Genomic DNA, 19698 nt, shown 5'->3' with positions numbered 1-19698 from the left:
ATGGGGGTCTTCGTCTTCCTGCCGCTGGTACTGCCGCTGACGGCCTGGCCCGTGGCGCGGCTGGCCGAGCATCATCTGCACCCCCGGGCGGCGACCCGGCTGCTGAGCATGGTCGCGGCCGTGCTCGCGCTGTGCAGCACCCTGTGTCTCGGGCTGCTCATGGTGGTGGGCACCGCCCAGCTGCCCGGCAATCCGCTGCCCGACGGCTGGTCGGACCCGGAGGTGCGCGCCGCCGTGCCGCACGACGAGATCGCCGGCCGGATGGCGATCCCGGCTCTGGTCGCCGTGCTCGCCGCGTGTACGGGGACGGCGCTGCGGCACCGCCGGGTGCGGCGCCGGGCCGCGCGGGCCCTGGCCGGGCTGCCGGACACGCCCGTGGCGGTGCTGCCCGACGAGGCGGCGTACGCGTACGCCCTGCCGGGCAGGCGCGACCGGGTCGTCGTCAGCACGGGCATGCTCGCCGGGCTCGCCCCGGCCGAGCGGCGGGCGATGTTCGCGCATGAGCGGGCCCATCTGGCCGGCCGTCACCACCGTTTCCTGCTGACCGTCCAGCTGGCCGCCCGCGCCAATCCCTTCCTGCGCCCGCTGCGTACGGCGGTGGCCTACTCCACCGAGCGGTGGGCGGACGAGGAGGCGGCGCAGGCCGTGGGCGACCGGCGGACCGTGGCGCGGGCGGTGGGCAAGTCGGCGCTGATGGCGGGGGTTTCGCCCGCGCCCGGCCTGGCGCACTTCGCGGCCGCCGGGCCGGTGCCGCGGCGGGTTGCGGCGCTGCTCGGGCCCGCCCCCTCGCCCCGGACCTGGCCCCCGGTGTTCACCCCGGTCGGGCTGGCCGCCTGGACGGCGACCGCCGGGACGACCGTCTCGGCGCTGTCCTCCGCGAATGCGACCGTGACGCTGTTCCTCATCCTGCACGCCGCCACCCCCGTGTAGCGGGGGCGGGGCGTGGCTCCGGCGACGGTCAGCCGGACAGGCCGTACGGGCAGGCCCTAGAGACGGGCAGGCCCTAGAGGTCGAACTCGTGGGGCGGGAGGTCGAGGGTGAAGCACGCCTCGCGCACGACGGCCCGTTCCGTGTCGTCGAAGTGGCCGTCTGCGCCGCCGATGACGATGCCGATCTGAATCACGGCGCGCGCCTCGGCCGGCTTCTTCTTCGCCTTGGCGATCTCCTGGAGCACGCCGACCTTGCCGAGGCCGAAGTCGGCGGTCAGCTTGTCGAGGTTCTCGTCGAACCGGCGCCGGAGGTCGTTCGCGTCGAAGTTCCGCAACACCTCGTTGGTGGCGATCAGCTGGGCCACGCGCTGCCGTTCGGACGGGTCGATCGAACCGTCCGCCGCGGCCACGAGGGCGCACATCGCCATGGAGGCGTCCCGGAAGGCACCGGACTTGAGGTCGTTCTTCTTCGCCAGCAGCTGCGTCTGCATCGTCGACGCGGACTCCTTGATGCGGTCCCACAGGGCCATCCCGCACTCCCAACGCGCTTGGTGGGCCCGCCCGAGCCGGGGTGGGGTGGCGGCTCGGACGACCCAACTTCTACATTACTGTAGAAGCTACCAGTCCGGAGAGGCCGCGCCCCGGCCGCGCGGGCCGCCCGGCCTCACCCCTCGTCCTCCCCCTCGCCCTCCCTCTCTTCGTCGCCCTCGAAGAAGTCGCCCACCTCGTCGACGACTTCGGCGGCCACCACGGCGCCGACCACGCCGACGGCGAGGCCCGCCGCACCGACGGCGACCGCCGTCCCCACCCCAGGGCCGGAGCGATGACCGTCACCGCCGTGGCCGTCATGCCCTCCGTAGCCGCCGCGGCCGTCATGGCCCCCGTGCCCGCCCTGCACGAACAGCGCGCCGTCCGCCTGCCCGTACGCGGCGCGGTGCTCGACGAGGCGTCGGATCCAGCCGTCGACCTCCGCGTTCCAGTCCGTCCCCGGGACCTCGTGGTGGCCGACGGTGTGGCGGACCAGGGCGTCGTGCCCCTCGGAGAGGAAGCCGTCGCGCTTGTCGGCCTCCAGGACCACCTCCAGACCGGCGGGCCCGGCCAGGAAGGTCACCTCGATCTCGTTGAGCTGGTGGGCGTACTGCGGCGCCGGGGACAGCTCGATCTCCTGGCAGAACGGCAGCTGTTGCCCCGTACCGCCGATGCGGCCGAGTTCCAGGTCGGCCGACCTGAAGCCGAAGCCGAGTTGCCCGAGCGCCTCCAGGACCGCTTCCTGAGCCGGCAGGGGGCGCACGGCGAGCGGGTCGAGGTCGCCCTTGTCCCTGGCGCCGGCCACCCCGAGTTCGGTGCGGACGCCGAGGACGATCCCCAGCCCCTGCCCGTACAGTTCCGTGATCGGCGTCTCCCACGGCAGCGTCAGCGCGAAGGGCACCGCGCGGTCCTCGCCTCCGGAGAGGCGGAAGCCGCCCGCGACGGCACACCGGTGGAAGGCGACGTAGCCTTCGGACTCGCCGTCGTCGTGCTCGGCCTCGACGCGGGCGACGAGTTCCAGGGTGATGTGCTCGATCATGACGTCCCCGTCGCCGCCCCGGAGGCGTACCTCTCCGGTGACGTCACCGCCGGGCGCGACCGCGCCCGCCTCCAGCACGGTGTCCACCGAGGGGCCCCCGATGCCGAGCGAGCCGAGCAGACGCTTGAACACCATCGGGCGTTCACTCCTTCATGTGACTCCTCCACCCCCTGAAGGGGGTGGCTTCTCGCTATGCCTGGTTGGCGTTGCGACGGGCCAGCCCGGCCCGTAGAACGTTGGTTGCTCCCACGACGTCGGCGTGCGCGGTGTGGCCGCACGACACGCAGTGGAACTTCTCCTGGGTGGGCCGGTTCTCCTTGGCGGTGTGCCCGCATTCGGGGCATTGGCGGGAGGTGTTGCGGGGGTCCACGGCGATCACTTCCCGTCCGGCGCTTTCAGCCTTGGCGTGCAGAATCGTCAGGAACACCCCCCAACCGGCGTCAGCTATCGAGCGGTTGAGCCCGGTCTTGGCGGCGGCCCCGTTGGGCAGGAACGCGCCCGGCTTGTCGAGGTCGGGCTTCGGCTGGGCGGTCATGCTCATGTTGCGGATCGTGAGGTCTTCGTGCGCGATGAGATCATGCTTGCGTACGAGACTGAGCGCGGTCTTGTGCGCGTGGTCGAGGCGCCGGCGTCGCACCTTGCGGTGCAGGGTGGCGACGCGTTCGACGGTTCGCTGGTGGTTGGCGGTGCGCTTGTCGCGGCGCACCCGGCCGAACCGGCTCAGTGCCTTCTGCGCTGCTTCGAGTTTGGCGGCGGCCTTGCGGGCGTGACGCGGGTTGAGGACATGCTCACCGTTGGATGTGGTGAGGAACGAGGCGATGCCCATGTCGATGCCGACCACGCTGCCGGTCTCTGGAAGCGGCTCGGGCTGCGCCTGTTCAGCGGTCAGCACAACGAACCACTTACGGCCTTCGCGCTTGACGGACACCGTCTTGACCTTGCCGACCACGGCACGGTGCTGGTTGACCTTGACGTGCCCGACGCCTTGGAAGCGGACGCGGGTGACGGGGTCGTGCGGGGTGGAGTCCCAACGGCAGCCGTCACCGTCCTTGGGAAAGTCGACCGTGTCGAACCAGTTCACTCCACGGAAACGCGGATAGCCGGGCGTGCCCCCGGCCTTGATGCGGCGGAAGAACGCGGCGAACGCCTTGTCCAAGCGGCGAAGCGTTGCCTGCTGCGAGTTGAACGACCACCGGCCGTGCCGCTCGGGGTCGAACGCCCGGATCTCCTTCAGCTGGGCGGACTGCATCCCGTACTTGATGCTCGTCTTCGAGGTGTGCCGGTAAGCGTCGCGGCGTTCCTGCAAGGCCCCGTTGTAGAGGCCGCAGTGATCCCGCAGTATCTCGCCCAAAGCGGCCTGCTGGCCCACGGTGGGCCGCATGAGGAACTTGTACGCACGGATCACCCGGCCCACCCCCTTCCGAAGTCTGCTCAGTGATCATACTACGCTTGGTGTATGTCACCACGCTGGGAACCAAACGTCGACATCCGCCGGGGTCGTCACGTCGTATACAACCTCCACGCCCACTTGGTTTTCGTAACCAAGTACCGGCGGAACGTCTTCAACGACGAGATGCTGACCAGGTGCGAAGAGATCATGCGGAACGTCTGCAAGGACTTCGAGGCGGACCTGATCGAGTTCAACGGCGAGGAAGACCATGTGCACCTGCTGGTGCACTATCCACCGAAGGTCGCCCTGTCCAACCTCGTCAACAGCCTCAAGGGCGTCAGCTCACGATACTTGCGCGCCGAGTTCACCGACCACGTCAACCGGGCCACCGTGCACGGCCGGTTCTGGTCCGGCTCCTACTTCGCCGGGTCCTGCGGCGGAGCGCCGTTGGAGATCGTCAAACAGTACATCGAGCAGCAAAAACGTCCGCTGTGACCTGCGGGTGAGAGCAATTCCGAGATCGGATTCCCTCCCCACCCAAAGGAGGGGATTCCCTCCGAAGAGAGGGACGGCTTGTGCAGTACAGCACTTCGGCCGCCGCGACCAGCGACCGTCTACACTTGTGTAGAAGCATATGAGGGGCGACGGCCGGCGGACGGGATACGAACAGGTGGACACGACAGGAACCGGCGACCTCGGCGACGCTCCGGGCGCGGGCACGGACACCGTCGCCAGGGTCTTCGCCGCCCTCGCCTCCCCCGCGCGCCTGCGCATCCTCCAGGTCCTCACCCAGGGACCGAGCGATGTGACGCGCCTGGTGGAGCAGGTGGGCGGAGCCGCGTCCACGGTGAGCCAGCACCTGTTCACCCTGCGGCGGGCCGGGTTCGTCGACTCCCGCAGGGAGGGGCGGCGGCAGGTGTACTTCACCGAGGAGTCGCAGGCGCTCACCGAGGTCCGGCGGGCGGCCGAACGACTGGCCGCACGCCAGGGCGACGCCACCGGCCGGGGAGCGGCCGGCGGCTGACACCGCCGGCCGGAGCGCCACCCGGCCGGGCGGCGAGGCCGCGCTACTTGGTGGCGCCCAGCGCGGCCAGCGCCTGCGCCCACCGTACGTACTTCAGCGAGGCCAGGTCCGCCACGGTCTTGACGCCGAACGCCTCGTCCAGCAGCTCACCGTCCCGGTCGGACACGCCCTTCAGAGCGGCCACCGGCGCGGCCAGGATCTCCGACAACTCCTTGTCCGCCCATGCCGAGTCCAGCACCTTGCCGAGATCGATCGAAGCCATGTCCAACCCTCCGGGAACGAGCGGGTGCGACCGCCGCACCCTCTACACTGCTGTAGAAAATACGAGCCGGGGTCACCCCCTCAAGGGCTTGATCGGGTCTCCGCCAAAAACGGCTGAAAGTACCGCCTTCTGCGGCTTCGGGGTGTTCGGGGTCTTCAGGGCCTTCGGGACGAGAGGTACCGAAGGACCCGTCAGCCGGCCGCCACCGCCAGCAGCGCGAACGCCGCCAGGGACAGGACCGTGCGGATGCGGTGGAAGGTGTTCCACCGGGCCTCGAACGCGGTGCGGGCCGCCGTGTCGTCGCCGCCCTCGGACTGCGCGAGGGCGTTGTTCAGCGGGATGTTGCCCGCGACCGTGATCAGGTGGGAGGCCACGGCGCAGACCAGCGCGGCGAGCAGCAGGGGCCAGGTGTCCTCGCCGGTCTCCGTGAAGACGGGGACGGCCGGGAAGGCGATCACGCCGAGGAAGAGCAGCAGGAAGACCGGGCCGGGGACCTTCTCGTTGAAGCGGCGCATCGCGGCCGTGAATCCGGCGTCGGGCAGGACCGCGAGGCCGGGCATCACCGCGATGAGGAAGGTCAGCAGGAATCCGGCGTAGAGGCCGGTCGTGAGCACGGCGAGGGTCAGGAACAGCGAGGCCATGGGCCCATCATGGCCTGCGGGGAGCGACCGCACCGCCTGATTTCGCAGATGTGTGCGAACCGCTCCCCGGTGCGCGGCGTCAGTCCATCTCGCCCTCTCCGGTGTCCTCCGCGGCGTCCCCGCCGCCCTTGAGCCGGTCGGCGCGGCTGATCGCGTCGGCGAGCTTGGAGACCGAGGAGTCCTCCGTACGCGTGGCCAGCTTGCCTGCCCGCGCGGCGAGTTCGCCGAGGCCGGGGGCGCCGGGCAGGCTGCCGCCGCGCAGGTTCTCCGCGAAGTAGGCGGCCACCGCCGTGACCTGGAGCCGGTCGCTGCGGCCGCCCCACAGCTTGCCGGTGACCGCGCCGGTCTCCACCGAGCCGGTCTTCTCGTGCGGGGTACGGGTCTTGGGGTCGAGCCAGCGCACCGTGGCGGTGGCGACATGGCCGGAGGCGCCGTCGCGCAGGTGCACCGCGTACAGGGCGGTCACCGTGTGGCCGGGGCCGACCTCGCCGCCGTCCACGCTGTCGTCGCGGAAGTCGTCGTCGGCGACCTTGCGGTTCTCGTAGCCGATCAGCTTGAACTTCTCGACGGTCTCCGGGTCGAACGCGACCTGCGCCTTGGCGTCGCGGGCGGTCAGTTCGAGGTGGGCCGGGAGCTGGTCGACGAAGACCTTGCGGGCCTGCTCCTCGTCGGAGACGTAGGTGGTGTGGCCGTCGCCCTTGTTGGTCAGCTCCTCCATGAAGGCGTCGCCGTACTCGCTGCCGACGCCCACGCCGAACAGGGTGATGCCGTGCTCGCGGCGGGCGGAGTCGATGCGTTCGAGGATGTCGTCCGCCTGGGTTTCGCCGGTGTTGGCCAGTGCGTCGGAGAGCAGGACGACCCGGTTGTTGGCGCCCTTGCGCAGGCCCTCGACGGCCTCCTCGTAGCCGCGCTCCACGCCGGCGCCGACGTTGGTGGAGGAGCCGGGCTCCAGGGAGTCGACCGCGTCGCGGACCTCGCCCCGGTGGCCCTTCAGCCGGGTCATGGGCAGGACGGTCTCCGCCTCGTCGCTGAAGGTGACCAGGCTGATCGAGTCGTCGTCCCGCAGTTCGTCGGTGAGGATGCCGAGCGAGGTCTTCACGAGCCCGAGCCGGTCGGGCGAGTTCATCGAGCCGGAGACGTCCACGACGAAGGTGAGGGCGGCCGGGGGCCGGTCGGCGCTGCTGGGCGCCGCCCTGGTGGCCAGCCCGACCCGGACCAGCGACCAGTCGCCGTCCTCGCCGCCCGCCCGGGCGCCGTCCACCGAGACCGAGAAGCCGTTGCCGGTGGGCCGGTGGTAGCCCTGCCGGAAGCTGTTGACGAACTCCTCCGGCCGCACGCTCTGCGCACCGGGCAGCCGCCCGTCTGCGAGGGTGCGGCGGGCGTAGCCGTACGAGGCGGTGTCCACGTCCAGCGCGAAGGTGGACAGGTAGTCCGGTGCGTCGGGGCCCTTGAGCCGGTCGGGGCCGTCCGTGGGGCCGCCGTTCGGCCCGTCCGTCGGCCCGGCCCGCAGATCGTCCGTCGCCCCCTTGGTGCCGGCGGGCGCGGGTGCGGGCGCGGGCGCTCCGGCGCGGCGGTCGGCCGAGGAGGCCGCGTCCCGGCCCGGCTCGCCCGAGCAGCCGGTGAGCAGCACGCCGGCCGCGAGCAGCAGCCCGAGCGCCCCCTGATGCCTCCGCCGGTGATTCCGTGTGCGGCGTTCCATTCCGTACCCCCTGTGTCGTCACGTCAGCACTTGTGCATGTGACGCGCGAGGGGGGCCGCAGGACCGGCGGAAAGCGTTGCGGAACGATCTCGATGCGGCAACAGGAAGCGCACAACGGGCGGAATGTCAAGGTCAGGACACGATGTCCTTACGACTGAATCCCCGGAAGGCGAAGGCGAGCAGGATCAGGGCATAACTCACCGATACGGCCGCGCCCTTGGCCATGCCGCCCCACTCGATGGCGGGCTGGAGGGCGTCGGCCCAGGCGAACTGCCAGTGGGCGGGCAGCAGCTCGCGCCAGGAGCCGAGCGCGGTCACCGCGTCGAGCACATTGCCGACGATGGTGAGCCCCACCGCGCCGCCGACCGCGCCGAGCGGGGCGTCGGTCCGCGTCGACAGCCAGAACGCCAGCCCGGCGGTCACCAGTTGGGACACGAAGACGAACGCGACGACGAGCACGAGGCGCGGCACCGCGTCCCCGGCCGCCAGCGTCCCCCCGGTCGGCAGCTCCAGCGGCCCCCAGCCGTACGCCGCCGCGCCGGCCGCGAGCGCGACGAGCGGCAGCAGCACCATCGCGGCGAGGCTGAAGCCCAGCGCGACGACGAGCTTGCTCCACAGCAGCCTGCTCCGGGGCACGGGCGCGGCCAGCAGATAGCGCAGCGAGGACCAGCTCGCCTCGGACGCCACGGTGTCGCCGCAGAACAGCGCGACCGGGACGACGAGCAGGAAGCCCGCCGAGACGAACAGGCAGGTGGCGGCGAAGTTGGCGGCGGACGCGGTGGCGGTGTCCATCAGCGTGATGCGGTCGTCGCCGCCGGGCCCGCCGTCCGGGGTGCCGCCGATGGCGAACGCGATGATCAGGACGAACGGCAGCGCGGCCAGCACTGTGCCCATGAGCAGCGTGCGGCGGCGGCGCAGCTGCCGTACCGCCTCCACGCGCAGCGGGAGCGTGTGGCGGGCGCGGTAGCCGGGGGCCTCGGGGGCCGTGGTGAGGTCGGCGGCGGTGCTCATGCGGAGCCTCCGGAGATCAGGGTGAGGAAGGCGTCCTCCAGGCGGCGGTGCGGTCCGACGCCGGTCAGCGGCACGTCGAGGCGGACCAGTTCGGCGACCAGGCCGGGCGCCGTCGCCCCGTCGAGCCGGACCAGCAGGCCGTGGCCGTCGTCGGTGCGCACGGCGGAGCCGATGCCGGGCAGGGCGGCGATCTTGTCCACGACGGGTTCGGTGAGCGGGTCGGCCGCGGTGACCAGGAGCATGTCGCCGGAGCCGGTGATCTCCGCGACCGGGCCGGCCTGGACGAGCCGGCCGCGATCCATGACGACCAGATGCGTGCAGGACTGCTCGACCTCGGACAGAAGGTGGCTGGAGACGATCACGGTGCGGCCGCCGGCCGCGTACCGGATCATCACGTCCCGCATCTCGCGGATCTGCGGCGGGTCGAGCCCGTTGGTCGGTTCGTCGAGGATGAGGAGGTCCGGCATGCCGAGCATGGCCTGGGCGATGGCCAGGCGCTGCCGCATGCCCTGCGAGTAGGTGCGCACGGCGCGGGCCAGGGCGTCGCCGAGACCGGCGATCTCCAGGGCCTCCTCGATGTGCGCGTCCTCGGCGGGGCGGCCGGTGGCCTGCCAGTACAGCTCCAGATTGGCGCGGCCGGACAGATGCGGGAGGAAGCCGGCGCCCTCGACGAAGCAGCCGACGCGGGACAGCACGGGCGCGCCGGGGCGGATGGCCTGGCCGAAGACCCGGATCTCGCCGTCGTCGGGGGTGATGAGCCCCATGAGCATGCGCAGTGTCGTCGTCTTGCCGGCGCCGTTGGGCCCGAGCAGGCCGAGCACCTGCCCCTTCTCGACCCGGAAGGACAGGTCGCGGACGGCATACCGCTCGGCGGACCCGGCGTACTTCTTGGCCAGGCCGGTGATCCGCAGCGGTACGTCGGCGAGTGCCGGATCGGGTGCGGGCGTCGCGGTACGGCGCCGGGCGGTGAGCAGCAGGGCCGCGGCGGCGGCCAGCGCGGCGGCGGGCAGCCCCCAGGTCCACCAGGGCAGCGGGGCCGCGCCGGTTTCGAGGCCGGGCGCGGTGGGAAGCGTGAGAGGCCCTTCGAGGGAGACGGTGTACGTGGCCGGCGCGGCCGGGGACGCGTAGCCGAGGTCGGTCGTGGCGAGGACGAGCCGGAGCCGGTGGCCCGCTTCGAGTTCGTGGTCGATCGCGGGCAGCGTCAGCTCCAGCGGCTTGCCCTGCCGCTCGGGCGTGATCCGGTACGGGGCGACGAGCTGGGCGGGCAGTACCTGGCGCTTTCCGTCCGGGGAGACGTCGTACACCTTGCCGAACAGGACCGCGTCGCCGTGGTCGGCCTCGACGGTGACCCGGACGGTGGGGGCGCCGGTGACGCGGCGGGTGGTGGTCAGCGGGGCGGAGTCGAAGCGGGCGTACTGGCCGGGGAAGTCGAGGGCGAGGCCGAGGCCGAAGGTGGAGAGCCGGGCCAGTGAGCCGCCGGCGCCGGGGACCGCGGAGATGGCGGGCGGGTTGCCGCCGGGCGGGTTGGCGATCTTCTGCGGTTCGCCGCGCAGTTCGACGGGGACCCCGCCGCTGTGCAGCCCCGGGTAGGTGTCGGCGGTGGCGCCCCGGGTGAGGGCGGCGCCGTCGGTGGAGTCGAAGCCGCCGGTGCGGGTGGTGCGGAAGGCGGGGCCGGTGTCGGCGCCCTCCTCCCCCTTCAGATAGCGGTCGAACCAGGTGCCGATCCTCTTCTCGACCCGGTCGGTCTCGCGGTCGCCGCCGTCGTGGCCGCCGGCGATCCAGTCCACGGAGACGGGGGCGCCGTTGGCGGCGATGGCCTTCGCCATGGCGTCGGCCTGGCCGAGCGGGAAGAGGGAGTCGGTCTGGCCCTGGACGATGAGGGCGGGGGCCTTGATCCGGTCGGCGACGGCGCTCGGGGAGCGTTCGGCGAGCAGGGTGCGCGCGGCGGCGTCGGGCTTGCCGCTGACGGCGACCCGTTCGTACAGCTCGCAGAGCTTCTTCTCGAAGTTGCCGCAGCCGCCGCCGGAGTTGACGAAGATCCCGGCCCAGAGTTTCTTGAACACCCCGTCCGGGAAGAGCGCGTCGGCGAGGTTCCAGTAGGTGATCTGCGGGGCGATGGCGTCGACGCGGCGGTCGTGGCCCGCGGCGAGCAGAGAGACGGCGCCGCCGTAGGACGCGCCGGTGATGCCCACGCGGGGGTCGCCCTCGGCGTCGAGGCGCACCTCGGGGCGGCCGGCGAGCCAGTCGATCAGCCGTGAGACGTCCTTGACCTCGCGGTCCGGGGCGTTCAGCGAGATGGTTCCGCCCGACTTGCCGAAGCCGCGCGCGGACCAGGTGAGCACGGCGTATCCGTCGCGGGCGAGCCGCTCCGCCTGTGCGCGGGTCTCCGCCTTGCTGCCGCCGAACCCGTGGCCGATGAGCACGGCGGGCCTGCGCCCGGCGCCGCCGGCCGTGAAGTAGGAGGTGTCCAGGGTCACCCCGTTCACGTGCATCATCCGGTCCTGGCGGTGCACGGCGGGCCCGCCGTCGTCGGCCGCGGCGCTCCAGGTGCCCGCGCCGGCCAGTGCCAGGAGCGCGGCACCGGCCGCCGTCCAACGGCCTCGGGTGCGCGGCAGCAGCCGCCGCCACCGGGGCGTACGCGCAACAGGGGTGTCCATGCACCGACCCTATGCGGCCCGCCGCCCGGCCCCGCCTGCCCCGGGGCGGAACTCCCGCACCTCCTCAAGAGGTACGGAAGCGGGCCTCGTACTCCGGACGCGGTATGCCCGCACCGGCAAATCGCGTCGAGCGCCGCCCCCGCGCCCTGGAACGCTGCCGCCATGGAACAGCCAGAAGTACTGCCCATAGGCGGCCGCGCGGGCGTCGGGAAGACCACGGTGGCCCGGGAGGTGTCGGCGCGGCTGCGCGAGCGGGGGCCGTGCACGCCGTGGCCGACGGCGACTTCATGTACGCCGTGCACCCCGCGCCGGACGGCGACCCGCACCGCTCCCTGATCACCGAACACAATCGGACCGCGGTCTGGACCAACTACGCGGCCCTGGGCGTGCGCCACCTTGTCTACACCAGCACGGTGTGCGTGCTGCCCTAGACCGCCGCCATGTTCGAGCGCGCGATGGGGGCCGGAGCGCGGACTCGCCTTCTCACCTTGATCCCCGGCAAGCGCGTTGCACCGGAAAGCGAGGCCCAACCTTGCGGAGCGGGCACGTCAGAAGTCAGGAAGCGGCTCCGTGACCACCCTCACGCACCCCGGTCACGAAGGCGGACCACGTGTCGACGCCGAAAACCAGGACAGGGCCACTTGTGACTTTGCTGTCCCGTACGGGAACGGTGCCTCCAACAGTGGTGACCTCAACGCACTGACCGTTGCCACTGCTGTAGCTACTCGCCCGCCATACCAGGCTGGTGGCCTCGTACTGCACGTCCAAACACCCTCTCTCAGTCACTCTGACCAGCAACACTATCCAGCAGCCTGACGCTGTCGTCCATGTCCAGCGCCACAGCTTGCAGGTGCTCGAACATCGACTTGTACCACCGGATCTCAGTCTCGGACTCCAGGAACAAGTCTCCCGCCGGCGTGTCCACGTAGACCAAGTCCGGATCTTGCGCGTCCGGGAAGTCCATATGGACGAAGCTCCCGGTCATGCCAGCATGCGCCCCCTTCTCGAACGGGATCAACTGCAACGTCACGTGGGGCTCTTCCGCGAGTTGGGCAAGGTGCCGCGCTTGTTCGACCATCACCTCGCGTCCACCGACCACCCTGCGTACCGCCGCCTCGTCCATGATCGCCCAGAGCTGGAGCGGGTTGGACTTGGCGAGCACCGCTTGGCGCTCGATTCGCGCTTGTACACGCTGCTCAACTTCCTTCTGACTGGCAGTGGGCAACACGCCCTTGATCACAGCCCGCGCATAGCGCTCGGTCTGCGCCAGCCCCGGGACGAACAGCGATTCGTAGTTCCGTACGCTCCGAGCCTCGGCCTCGAAACCGATGTACGACGTGTATTCCTCGGGCAGCTCGGAGTGGTATGGACGAAGCCACCCCTGGTCGTTGGAACCGCTCTGCACGGCGAGCAAGTCCTCTCGCTGCGTGGCGCTCGCCCCGTAGAGGTCCATAAGCGCCAGCAGCGTCCGCTTCTGAGGACGGGCACGAGCCTTCTCGATCCGGTACAGGGTGACGCCGTTGATGCCGGTCCGCTCGGTGACCTCCTCGCGCGTCAACTGAGCCGCTGAGCGGAGAAGTCGCAGTTCGGCAGCCAGGCGCCGCAGCCTGACCGTGGGTGGGTTCTGCCGCTTCGCTGACACGGTGCGCGCCTCCCGGCCTCGGTGATACCGCGAGTCTCATCTCTGACCGCCCTCACCTCAAGTCAACACAAAACACCATCACGCATTTCGCAACCCTTGCGTTCTACCGCCATGCGGATGCATGCTGGTCGCGCAGCTACCCATCGTTGCCGTTTGGTGACGCTGGATAGTCATGGGCGAACACGCCTGCATGGAAAACCCCGGCGACGGTGGTAGCCGTCCCGGGGCGTGGCCAACGCTTTGAAGGAGCGTCAACATGCACAACCTTATCGCCCGGTTATTCGAACCGGTCTTCCTGTTCCTGCGGAAGCATCGCCGGGGCCCGTCAGCGCCCCCGACGCCACCCCCGCCGACACTGCCGCCCGCTGTTGCCGCTCCTCGGCGCCTGCTGCTGTGCCGAGCAACTATGCCGGTCGGCATGACTCCGCGACCGCCTCACGGGCCCTACTCCCAAGCTGCCTACAACCGCTGGAAGCGCGCAGAAGCCAGAATGCGGCGAGAGCGGCGGCGGACGCTATGGCTGGCGCCGCACGGCATCGACGTGGGCCCTTGCATCATCCACGGGATGGCGGTGCGGTGATGGACCTCGAAGAGTGGGAGGGGTCTGACCCGACCGGCAGGTCACCGCTTGTCTACCCTCCCTGCCAGTGCGGTGCGAATGGGTGCCCCGACAAGCCCGGCCAGAACGAAGAGCGCGCGGCGGATCTTCAGGTGAAGCCCGATAGCCAAGTGCTTACGGGGCTCCGAGCACGCGTCCGCGATGAAAACGCACGGCGCAAGTTCGGGAGGCTGTCGTGAGCACCCGAGAGATCAAGGCCCCCGCCGCCCCAACCGCGAGACAGCCTCGTATCCGTCCACAGCCAGGCATGTTCGCCGGCTGGCGCCTGAACCCTGGACAGGTCGTCTTCGATCGGGTCAAAGAGATGCCCTGCATGGTGATCCAAGCCCGAGTTGACTACGCCCTCGTTGTGCGGCCTGGTGGCTCGCCCTGGGAAGTCCCCACGCGGCAACTCCTGCCGGGCACCGAGTACCACTGCCGACAACTCGACGCCCTGGCCAAGCATGTCGCCTATCAGCGGCGCGGTGGGCAACACCCGTGCTGACTCCGGCTGCTGATCGTCAGTGCAGCCTGTGGTCCTGCCTGCCATGGAGTGTGGCGCCGCAGGCAGGGCCACCACCTCAAGCGTCCCGCCTGGCCTCGCCTGGCGGGGTCAGTGAAGCACACACCCACTCAGCGGAGAGGAACGCGGCGTGACCACGTTCGTTGAACGAAACGCCCATGAAGCGGTCGCCAACATCCAGTCTCTTGAACTGGAGATCACCGGTAAGTGTCAGCTGTCCTGCACTCACTGCCTGTCGGAGTCCAGCCCGCAGGCAACGCACGGAACGATATCCGTGGATGACTGGCGGGCGGTCATCACCGACGCCGCCGCTCTGGACATCCGCACAATCCAGATCATCGGAGGAGAACCGACAGCCCACCCCAACTGGCAGGCACTTGCTGAGCACGCTCTTACGCTCGGGCGTCATGTGGAGGTGTACAGCAACCTGTACAAGGTTCAAGAACAGTGGTGGGAGCTGTTCACACATCCCTCGGTGACCCTCGGAACCAGCTATTACAGCGACGTTCCCAGAGAGCACGACGCGATCACCGGGCGTCGTGGCAGCTACGCCCGGACCCGATCGAACATCCTCGAAGCGGTGAAACGGGGCGTCCCGATCCGGGCCGGAATCGTGGAAGTCCTGCCGGGACAGCATGTCGCCGGGGCTCGTGAAGAACTGCTATCCATGGGCGTGACCAGGATCAGCATGGACAGGGCACGGGCGGTCGGGCGGGCGCTTCCGCCGGGCCAGTCACCGACGCTGGATGAGATGTGCGGGCGGTGCACGCGCGGGCGTGCCGCCGTCCTCCCGAACGGGAACCTCGTGGGGTGTGTGCTGGCGCGGGACTTCCCGGCGGGCAATGTGCGCGAGAGCCGGTTAGCTGAACTACTCGGCGGCAAGACCTGGGCTGAACTGGCGGCACGGATTCCGCTGCCTGCCCGGAGCGCCTGCCCGCCTGACGACAGCAGCGACTGCAACCCGGCGAACACGACAGCCTGCGGACCAAAGTACTGAGAGGCTGATCAGCATGGATTGGCACAAGCCTGCGGAACGGCTTGCAGATCAGGTGACGGACCCCGATTCCCGGTGGTTGTCGAGGGTGGCGAGTGTGCCCCGTCACGAATTGGTTCCTCGGTGGTGGGAGGCGGACGGGGCCGGGTGGGTGCTGCGGGACGGTGCCAGTGACCCGGGTGCCTGGATGCAAGCGGCCTACTCGGATCGGTCCTTGATCACGAAGGTTGGCACGCTCTACGCCGATCACGCACGGACCGGGCAGCGGGCCAACGGGCTGCCCACTTCATCAGCCACGATGCCGAGCCTGCTGGTGCGAATGCTGCGGCACGGTCGGCTGGGCGACGGACTGCCGGTCCTGGACCTCGGAACTGGCAGCGGCTGCCTGACTGCATACGCGGCGCGCCGTGTCGGGGATCGGAACGTGACCAGCGTGGACGTGGATGGCTACTTGATCGAGGCGGCGGGACAACGACTGGCGCGGCTCGGGCTGCACCCTGAGTTCATCACCGCAGACGCGACCGAGCACATCCCAGGGGCGTACGAGCGGATCGTCTCGACGGTTGGCGTACCTGCCGGTCGGGGGCTTCGACCGCTGGTCGCCGCCCTGGTGCCCGGCGGGCACATCGCCATGACGCTCGGGCGGACTTGCCTGGTCGTCACCGGCTGGAAGCACACCAACGGTGAGGTGATCGGGCGGGTGGAGCGCGATATGGCCGGGTTCATGCTGACCCGGTCCGGCGACAACTACCCGCCCCCGCTCGTCGATCTGTTCTCCCTCGCGCGCACGGCGGACGGAGACGAAGCGAGCGTGGGCCGCTATCCCGTAGTAGACGTGGCAAATGCATGGGAGGTCCGTTCCATGCTGGAGATCACCACACCTGAGGTTGAACTCGCGTACGAGGAGCTGAACGGAACTCGTACCGCCTACCTCGTCCACCCCGACGGGTCCTGGGCGCGCGCCTCTGCCAAATGGACCGACCCGCCGGAAGTGCACCAGAGCGGACCTCAGCGACTTTGGACAGCGGTGGAACGCATTCTGAATCGCCTCATGATCGAGGGGGCCCTTCCCCTCCTCGGCGCACGAGTCCAGATCACGCCGGACGGCGTGTGCCACTTCACCCGTGGAGGGTGGACTGCGTCCCTCGGGGAAGCGCCGGCCACGAGAGACTGATCGTGCCCGCTGCTGATCTGCTCCAGGTGCCCGCCTGCCTACGCAAGGCAAGGAGGCGGGCACCTGTCTGCGAGACAACCACGGTGGTCCAGTCCGCGGCCCGAGCCCGTGGGCAGCGGGATGCCCTGCGGTAGCGGTTACGGCGTCTCGGTGGGGCAGAAGCTCGGTCGCGGCCTCCATCTCGCCCGCCAGGCCAGTGCGTGAATCGGCGAACGAGTTTGCGTACGTCCCTACCGGGCGGCGTGCATGATGCGGACGCCGGACCAGACGACGACGTGGTCACCGGAGGACGCCTTCGCGCCGGAGGTGGAGTTCCCGTAGTACTTCCATCGCCAGGTGCCCGACGTGGTCGCCTTCACGGTGGTCCTGAGCGCCCCGGTCGAGCTGGACGTCGCCTTCTTGACCGTGGTGTACGAGGAGGCGCCGTCGGCCTTGAACTGGAGGCTGACCGTGCGGCCGCCGTATCCCTGGTAGGTGTGCTTCTCCCAGTTCGCACGGGACACCTTGCCCGTCACGGTGATCGTCCTGCCCTTGATGACCGGTTCGGGCGCGGCGTTGACGGTGACACGGGTGGCGCGCTGGACCTGGACGGAGCGGTTCAGGTCGGTGGAGACACCGGCCCCGCCGGGGAGGGAGAGGTATGCGCCGCTCTTCCAGGTACCGGCGGCCCCGTTCGTCTCGATGACCGTCGGATTGATGGACAGCCGCCCGTCATTGACGACGCAGCTCCCCCGTCCCTGGACCGGGCAGTCGTTGTCGGAACCGCCGAAACCGCTGCGCAGGCTGTCCGATTTCCAGTAGTCGACCTTTCCCCGGTAGAGGTAGACGACCGGCGGCCAGTCCCAGGTCCGCGAGGTCGTCATCCGGTAGGTCACCGGCACCGTGACCTCCTCCTGGATGCCGATCACGATCGGCTTCCCGCCGTTGATCGAGACGCCGGAGTACGTCACTGCGCCGCTCGCGGCCCCGGCCGGGGCCGCCGTCAGCGCGGTAAGCGCGACAGCCGCGGCCGCGCCCGCGGCCCCCATCACGTTCCGTCTCTTCTTCGCCATATGTATGAGCTCGCTCTTCCTCGAAGCAACCGGACCGATTGTGGGACCGCGCAGGGCCGTTCACGGTTGTACGCCGCACGACAACGATCCGGTCACGCACCCGGAGCCGTGCGATCGCACGCGCATGCGGTGACATCTGTCATGCGGAGGTCGGGACACGCGGCTCTGCCGGGCAGGGGGGCCGGCGGAGCAGTCTGTACATGTCGAGAGCGGGAGCCGCGAGGGCGCCGCCGGAACGGGAGGAACCGACATGAGCAGCACGGCCGTCACACTCCACGCACCTGTCGCCGGCGCCGCTCCGATCGCTCCCCGCAAGGCGCTCGTGGACAGTCTGAAGCCGCTGCTCGTGGATGTCGCGCTGCCGCTCGCCTCCTACTACGCGCTGAAGGCTGCGGGGCTCAGCACCTTCGCCGCGCTGGCCTGGAGCAGTGCGGTGCCGGCGGTGCGCACGGTGTGGGGCGCGGTGCGCGAGCGGCGGCTCAACGGGCTCGCGGCGCTGATGGTTTCGGTGAACGCGGTGTCGCTGCTGCTGGGGCTGGTGGCCGGTGACCCGCGGCTGATGCTGCTCAAGGACAGCGGGGTGAGCAGCATCGTCGGGCTGACGTTCCTGGTGACGGCGGTGCGGGGGCGGCCGATGCTGTCGGCGGGGCTGCGGCCGTGGCTGACGCGGGGCGAGGCCGCCAAGTCGGCCGCCTGGGAGCGGCTCGCGGCCGGTTCGCCGGAGTTCCGGCGGGCGGAGACGCGGTTCTCGGCGGTGTGGGGCGGGGCGCTGCTCGCGGAGTGCGCGGTGCGGGCGGTGGGGGCGTACACCGTGCCGGTGGAGACGATGGTGTGGGCCGGGACGGTGCTGATGATCGGCGCGATGGTGGTGGCGTTCCTGGTGTCGGGGCGGTTCGGGGTCGTGCCCATGGAGCGCATGATCGCGGCCGAGGCCGGCACGACGGAGCGCTGAGGCCGTCCACCGGATTCCGCAGGGCCACTCCGGGGGGGGGTGGCCCTGCGGTCGTGTCCGCCCGTGCCGGCGCCGGGTCAGTGGTTGCGGGGGAAGCCCAGGTCGACGCCGGAGGGGGTGTCGGCCGGGTCGGGCCAGCGGGTCGTGGTGACCTTGGCGCGGGTGTAGAAGCGCACGCCGTCGCTGCCGTAGATGTGGTGGTCGCCGAAGAGGGAGTCCTTCCAGCCGCCGAAGGAGTGGTAGCCGACGGGCACCGGGATGGGCACGTTGACGCCGACCATGCCGGCCTCGATCTCCAGCTGGAAGCGGCGGGCCGCCCCGCCGTCGCGGGTGAAGATCGCGGTGCCGTTGCCGTACGGCGAGGCGTTCATGAGGGCCACGCCCTCCTCGTACGTGTCCACGCGCAGCACGCACAGGACCGGGCCGAAGATCTCGTCGCGATACGCGTCGGAGCCGGTGGCGACGTGGTCGAGGAGGGAGAGGCCGATCCAGTGGCCGTCCTCGAAGCCCTCGACGGTGAATCCGGTGCCGTCGAGGACGACTTCGGCGCCCTGGGCGGCGGCGCCCGTGACGTAGGAGGCGACCCGGTCGCGGTGGGCGGCGGTGATCAGGGGGCCCATCTCGGAGTCCGGGTCGGTGCCGGGGCCGATCTTGATGCGGCCGGCCCGCTCCTTGATCCGGGCGACCAGCTCGTCGCCGATCGCGCCCACGGCGACGACGGCGGAGATCGCCATGCAGCGCTCGCCGGCGGAGCCGTACGCGGCGGAGACGGCTGCGTCGGCGGCGGCGTCCAGGTCGGCGTCGGGCAGCACGAGCATGTGGTTCTTCGCACCGCCCAGCGCCTGGACGCGCTTGCCGTTGGCGGAGGCGGTGGCGTGGATGTGGCGGGCGACGGGCGTCGAGCCGACGAACGAGACGGCGGCGACGTCCGGGTGGGCCAGGAGCGCGTCCACCGCGGCCCGGTCACCGTGCAGCACGTTCAGGACGCCGTCCGGCAGCCCGGCCTCGGCGGCCAGTTCGGCCAGCAGGTTGGCGGCGGACGGGTCCTTCTCGCTGGGCTTGAGCACGAAGGTGTTGCCGCAGGCGATGGCGAGCGGGAACATCCACATCGGCACCATGGCCGGGAAGTTGAACGGGGTGATCCCGGCGACGACACCGAGCGGCTGCCGGATCGAGGAGACGTCGACCCGGCTGGAGACCTGGGTGGACAGCTCGCCCTTGAGCTGGGTGGTGATCCCGCAGGCCAGCTCCACGATCTCCAGTCCGCGCGCGACCTCGCCCAGCGCGTCGGAGTGCACCTTGCCGTGCTCGGCGGTGATGAGCGCGGCGATCTCGTCCCGGTGGGCGTCGAGCAGCGCGTGGTAGCGGAAGAGGATCGCGGTGCGGGCGGACAGCGACGACTGACGCCATGCCGGGTACGCGTCCTTCGCGGCGGCCACCGCGGCGTCGGTCTCCGCGGCCGAGGCGAAGGCGACCCGGGTGGTGACGGCCCCGGTGGCGGGGTCGGTGACCTCGCCGTGGCTGCCGGGCGTGCCCTCGACGGTCTTGCCACCGATCCAGTGGTTCACGGTCTTCATCTGCGA

The 19698-nt window shown here is 70.6% G+C and carries 18 protein-coding genes and 1 pseudogene; 7 read left to right on the top strand and 12 right to left on the bottom strand.

The window, feature by feature from the left end:
* Entirely contained in the window at window positions 1-930 is a 930-nt protein-coding gene (locus DNK56_RS07085; protein ID WP_111331510.1) for a M56 family metallopeptidase, read from the top strand.
* Between the two features lie 73 nt (window positions 931-1003).
* Here DNK56_RS07085 and DNK56_RS07080 read toward each other — a convergent pair whose 3' ends face one another.
* The 3 genes from DNK56_RS07080 to DNK56_RS07070 all read right to left on the bottom strand — a co-directional run bounded on the left by DNK56_RS07080 (window position 1004) and on the right by DNK56_RS07070 (window position 3901).
* Window positions 1004-1459, bottom strand: coding sequence for a tellurite resistance TerB family protein (locus DNK56_RS07080; RefSeq protein ID WP_111331508.1), 456 nt, complete (start codon window positions 1457-1459; stop codon window positions 1004-1006).
* Between the two features lie 134 nt (window positions 1460-1593).
* The gene (locus tag DNK56_RS07075) at window positions 1594-2631 is read right to left on the bottom strand and encodes a sporulation protein (RefSeq protein ID WP_111331506.1); all 1038 of its coding nucleotides are present in this window, start codon (window positions 2629-2631) and stop codon (window positions 1594-1596) included.
* 55 nt (window positions 2632-2686) lie between these two features.
* On the bottom strand, window positions 2687-3901 hold the full coding sequence (locus DNK56_RS07070; RefSeq protein ID WP_111335567.1) for an RNA-guided endonuclease InsQ/TnpB family protein: 1215 nt from the start codon (window positions 3899-3901) through the stop codon (window positions 2687-2689).
* Window positions 3902-3952: 51 nt separating this feature from the next.
* Here DNK56_RS07070 and tnpA point away from each other — a divergent pair, with 51 nt between their 5' ends.
* Window positions 3953-4381 (top strand): IS200/IS605 family transposase, encoded by a 429-nt coding sequence (gene tnpA / locus DNK56_RS07065; RefSeq protein ID WP_111331504.1) that lies wholly within the window; start codon window positions 3953-3955, stop codon window positions 4379-4381.
* Between the two features lie 175 nt (window positions 4382-4556).
* Window positions 4557-4910, top strand: a complete 354-nt coding sequence (locus DNK56_RS07060; protein ID WP_241989786.1) for an ArsR/SmtB family transcription factor — start codon at window positions 4557-4559, stop codon at window positions 4908-4910.
* A gap of 43 nt (window positions 4911-4953) precedes the next feature.
* Here the strand turns inward: DNK56_RS07060 and DNK56_RS07055 are convergent, their stop codons facing one another.
* From DNK56_RS07055 to DNK56_RS07035, 5 genes are all read right to left on the bottom strand, one after another.
* Window positions 4954-5172, bottom strand: coding sequence for a hypothetical protein (locus tag DNK56_RS07055; RefSeq protein WP_111331499.1), 219 nt, complete (start codon window positions 5170-5172; stop codon window positions 4954-4956).
* Window positions 5173-5363: 191 nt separating this feature from the next.
* Window positions 5364-5813: an anthrone oxygenase family protein gene (locus tag DNK56_RS07050; protein WP_111331497.1), complete on the bottom strand. Its 450-nt coding sequence runs from the start codon at window positions 5811-5813 to the stop codon at window positions 5364-5366.
* Between the two features lie 79 nt (window positions 5814-5892).
* The gene (locus tag DNK56_RS07045; RefSeq protein ID WP_111331495.1) at window positions 5893-7512 is read right to left on the bottom strand and encodes a vWA domain-containing protein; all 1620 of its coding nucleotides are present in this window, start codon (window positions 7510-7512) and stop codon (window positions 5893-5895) included.
* A 132-nt stretch (window positions 7513-7644) separates the two neighbouring features.
* Window positions 7645-8523: an ABC transporter permease gene (locus DNK56_RS07040; RefSeq protein WP_111331492.1), complete on the bottom strand. Its 879-nt coding sequence runs from the start codon at window positions 8521-8523 to the stop codon at window positions 7645-7647.
* Window positions 8520-11180, bottom strand: a complete 2661-nt coding sequence (locus DNK56_RS07035; protein ID WP_111331490.1) for an alpha/beta fold hydrolase — start codon at window positions 11178-11180, stop codon at window positions 8520-8522. Before DNK56_RS07035 ends, DNK56_RS07040 begins: the two co-directional genes overlap by 4 nt.
* 162 nt (window positions 11181-11342) lie before the next feature.
* On the opposite strand from DNK56_RS07035, the pseudogene DNK56_RS07030 reads away from it, so the two are divergent.
* Window positions 11343-11608: pseudogene (locus DNK56_RS07030) on the top strand (hypothetical protein); the annotation flags it as partial.
* Window positions 11609-11735: 127 nt separating this feature from the next.
* Here DNK56_RS07030 and DNK56_RS07025 read toward each other — a convergent pair.
* Window positions 11736-11942, bottom strand: coding sequence for a DUF397 domain-containing protein (locus DNK56_RS07025; protein WP_111335565.1), 207 nt, complete (start codon window positions 11940-11942; stop codon window positions 11736-11738).
* A gap of 16 nt (window positions 11943-11958) precedes the next feature.
* On the bottom strand, window positions 11959-12822 hold the full coding sequence (locus tag DNK56_RS07020; RefSeq protein ID WP_111331487.1) for a helix-turn-helix domain-containing protein: 864 nt from the start codon (window positions 12820-12822) through the stop codon (window positions 11959-11961).
* 1251 nt (window positions 12823-14073) lie between these two features.
* Between DNK56_RS07020 and DNK56_RS07015 the strand changes: the two genes are divergently transcribed.
* Window positions 14074-14940, top strand: coding sequence for a radical SAM protein (locus tag DNK56_RS07015; protein ID WP_111331485.1), 867 nt, complete (start codon window positions 14074-14076; stop codon window positions 14938-14940).
* Between the two features lie 211 nt (window positions 14941-15151).
* Window positions 15152-16111 (top strand): methyltransferase domain-containing protein, encoded by a 960-nt coding sequence (locus tag DNK56_RS07010; protein ID WP_342211061.1) that lies wholly within the window; start codon window positions 15152-15154, stop codon window positions 16109-16111.
* A 230-nt stretch (window positions 16112-16341) separates the two neighbouring features.
* On the opposite strand, the gene DNK56_RS07005 is transcribed toward DNK56_RS07010, so the two are convergent.
* The gene (locus DNK56_RS07005; RefSeq protein ID WP_111331480.1) at window positions 16342-17163 is read right to left on the bottom strand and encodes a hypothetical protein; all 822 of its coding nucleotides are present in this window, start codon (window positions 17161-17163) and stop codon (window positions 16342-16344) included.
* Between the two features lie 250 nt (window positions 17164-17413).
* On the opposite strand from DNK56_RS07005, the gene DNK56_RS07000 reads away from it, so the two are divergent.
* On the top strand, window positions 17414-18115 hold the full coding sequence (locus tag DNK56_RS07000; RefSeq protein WP_111331478.1) for a VC0807 family protein: 702 nt from the start codon (window positions 17414-17416) through the stop codon (window positions 18113-18115).
* 77 nt (window positions 18116-18192) lie between these two features.
* Here the strand turns inward: DNK56_RS07000 and DNK56_RS06995 are convergent, their stop codons facing one another.
* Complete coding sequence (locus tag DNK56_RS06995) at window positions 18193-19692, bottom strand: CoA-acylating methylmalonate-semialdehyde dehydrogenase (RefSeq protein WP_111331476.1); 1500 nt, start codon at window positions 19690-19692, stop codon at window positions 18193-18195.
* Window positions 19693-19698 lie beyond the last annotated feature (6 nt).

Origin of the sequence: Streptomyces sp. AC1-42W (assembly GCF_003248355.1) — a bacterium.
Lineage (GTDB): Bacteria > Actinomycetota > Actinomycetes > Streptomycetales > Streptomycetaceae > Streptomyces.
Note: the sequence above shows the minus strand (reverse complement) of the source record. Positions and strands in the feature narration are given on the sequence as shown.

Excerpts from the sequence above, each read along its gene's own strand:
- DNK56_RS07075 (WP_111331506.1), bottom strand. The coding sequence starts at position 2,631 with ATGGTGTTCAAGCGTCTGCTCGGCTCGCTCGGCATCGGGGGCCCCTCG.
- DNK56_RS07005 (WP_111331480.1), bottom strand. The coding sequence starts at position 17,163 with ATGGCGAAGAAGAGACGGAACGTGATGGGGGCCGCGGGCGCGGCCGCG.
- DNK56_RS07035 (WP_111331490.1), bottom strand. The coding sequence starts at position 11,180 with ATGGACACCCCTGTTGCGCGTACGCCCCGGTGGCGGCGGCTGCTGCCG.
- DNK56_RS07000 (WP_111331478.1), top strand. The coding sequence starts at position 17,414 with ATGAGCAGCACGGCCGTCACACTCCACGCACCTGTCGCCGGCGCCGCT.
- DNK56_RS06995 (WP_111331476.1), bottom strand. The coding sequence starts at position 19,692 with ATGAAGACCGTGAACCACTGGATCGGTGGCAAGACCGTCGAGGGCACG.
- DNK56_RS07080 (WP_111331508.1), bottom strand. The coding sequence starts at position 1,459 with ATGGCCCTGTGGGACCGCATCAAGGAGTCCGCGTCGACGATGCAGACG.
- DNK56_RS07050 (WP_111331497.1), bottom strand. The coding sequence starts at position 5,813 with ATGGCCTCGCTGTTCCTGACCCTCGCCGTGCTCACGACCGGCCTCTAC.
- DNK56_RS07040 (WP_111331492.1), bottom strand. The coding sequence starts at position 8,523 with ATGAGCACCGCCGCCGACCTCACCACGGCCCCCGAGGCCCCCGGCTAC.
- DNK56_RS07045 (WP_111331495.1), bottom strand. The coding sequence starts at position 7,512 with ATGGAACGCCGCACACGGAATCACCGGCGGAGGCATCAGGGGGCGCTC.
- tnpA (WP_111331504.1), top strand. The coding sequence starts at position 3,953 with ATGTCACCACGCTGGGAACCAAACGTCGACATCCGCCGGGGTCGTCAC.
- DNK56_RS07085 (WP_111331510.1), top strand. The coding sequence starts at position 1 with ATGGGGGTCTTCGTCTTCCTGCCGCTGGTACTGCCGCTGACGGCCTGG.
- DNK56_RS07055 (WP_111331499.1), bottom strand. The coding sequence starts at position 5,172 with ATGGCTTCGATCGATCTCGGCAAGGTGCTGGACTCGGCATGGGCGGAC.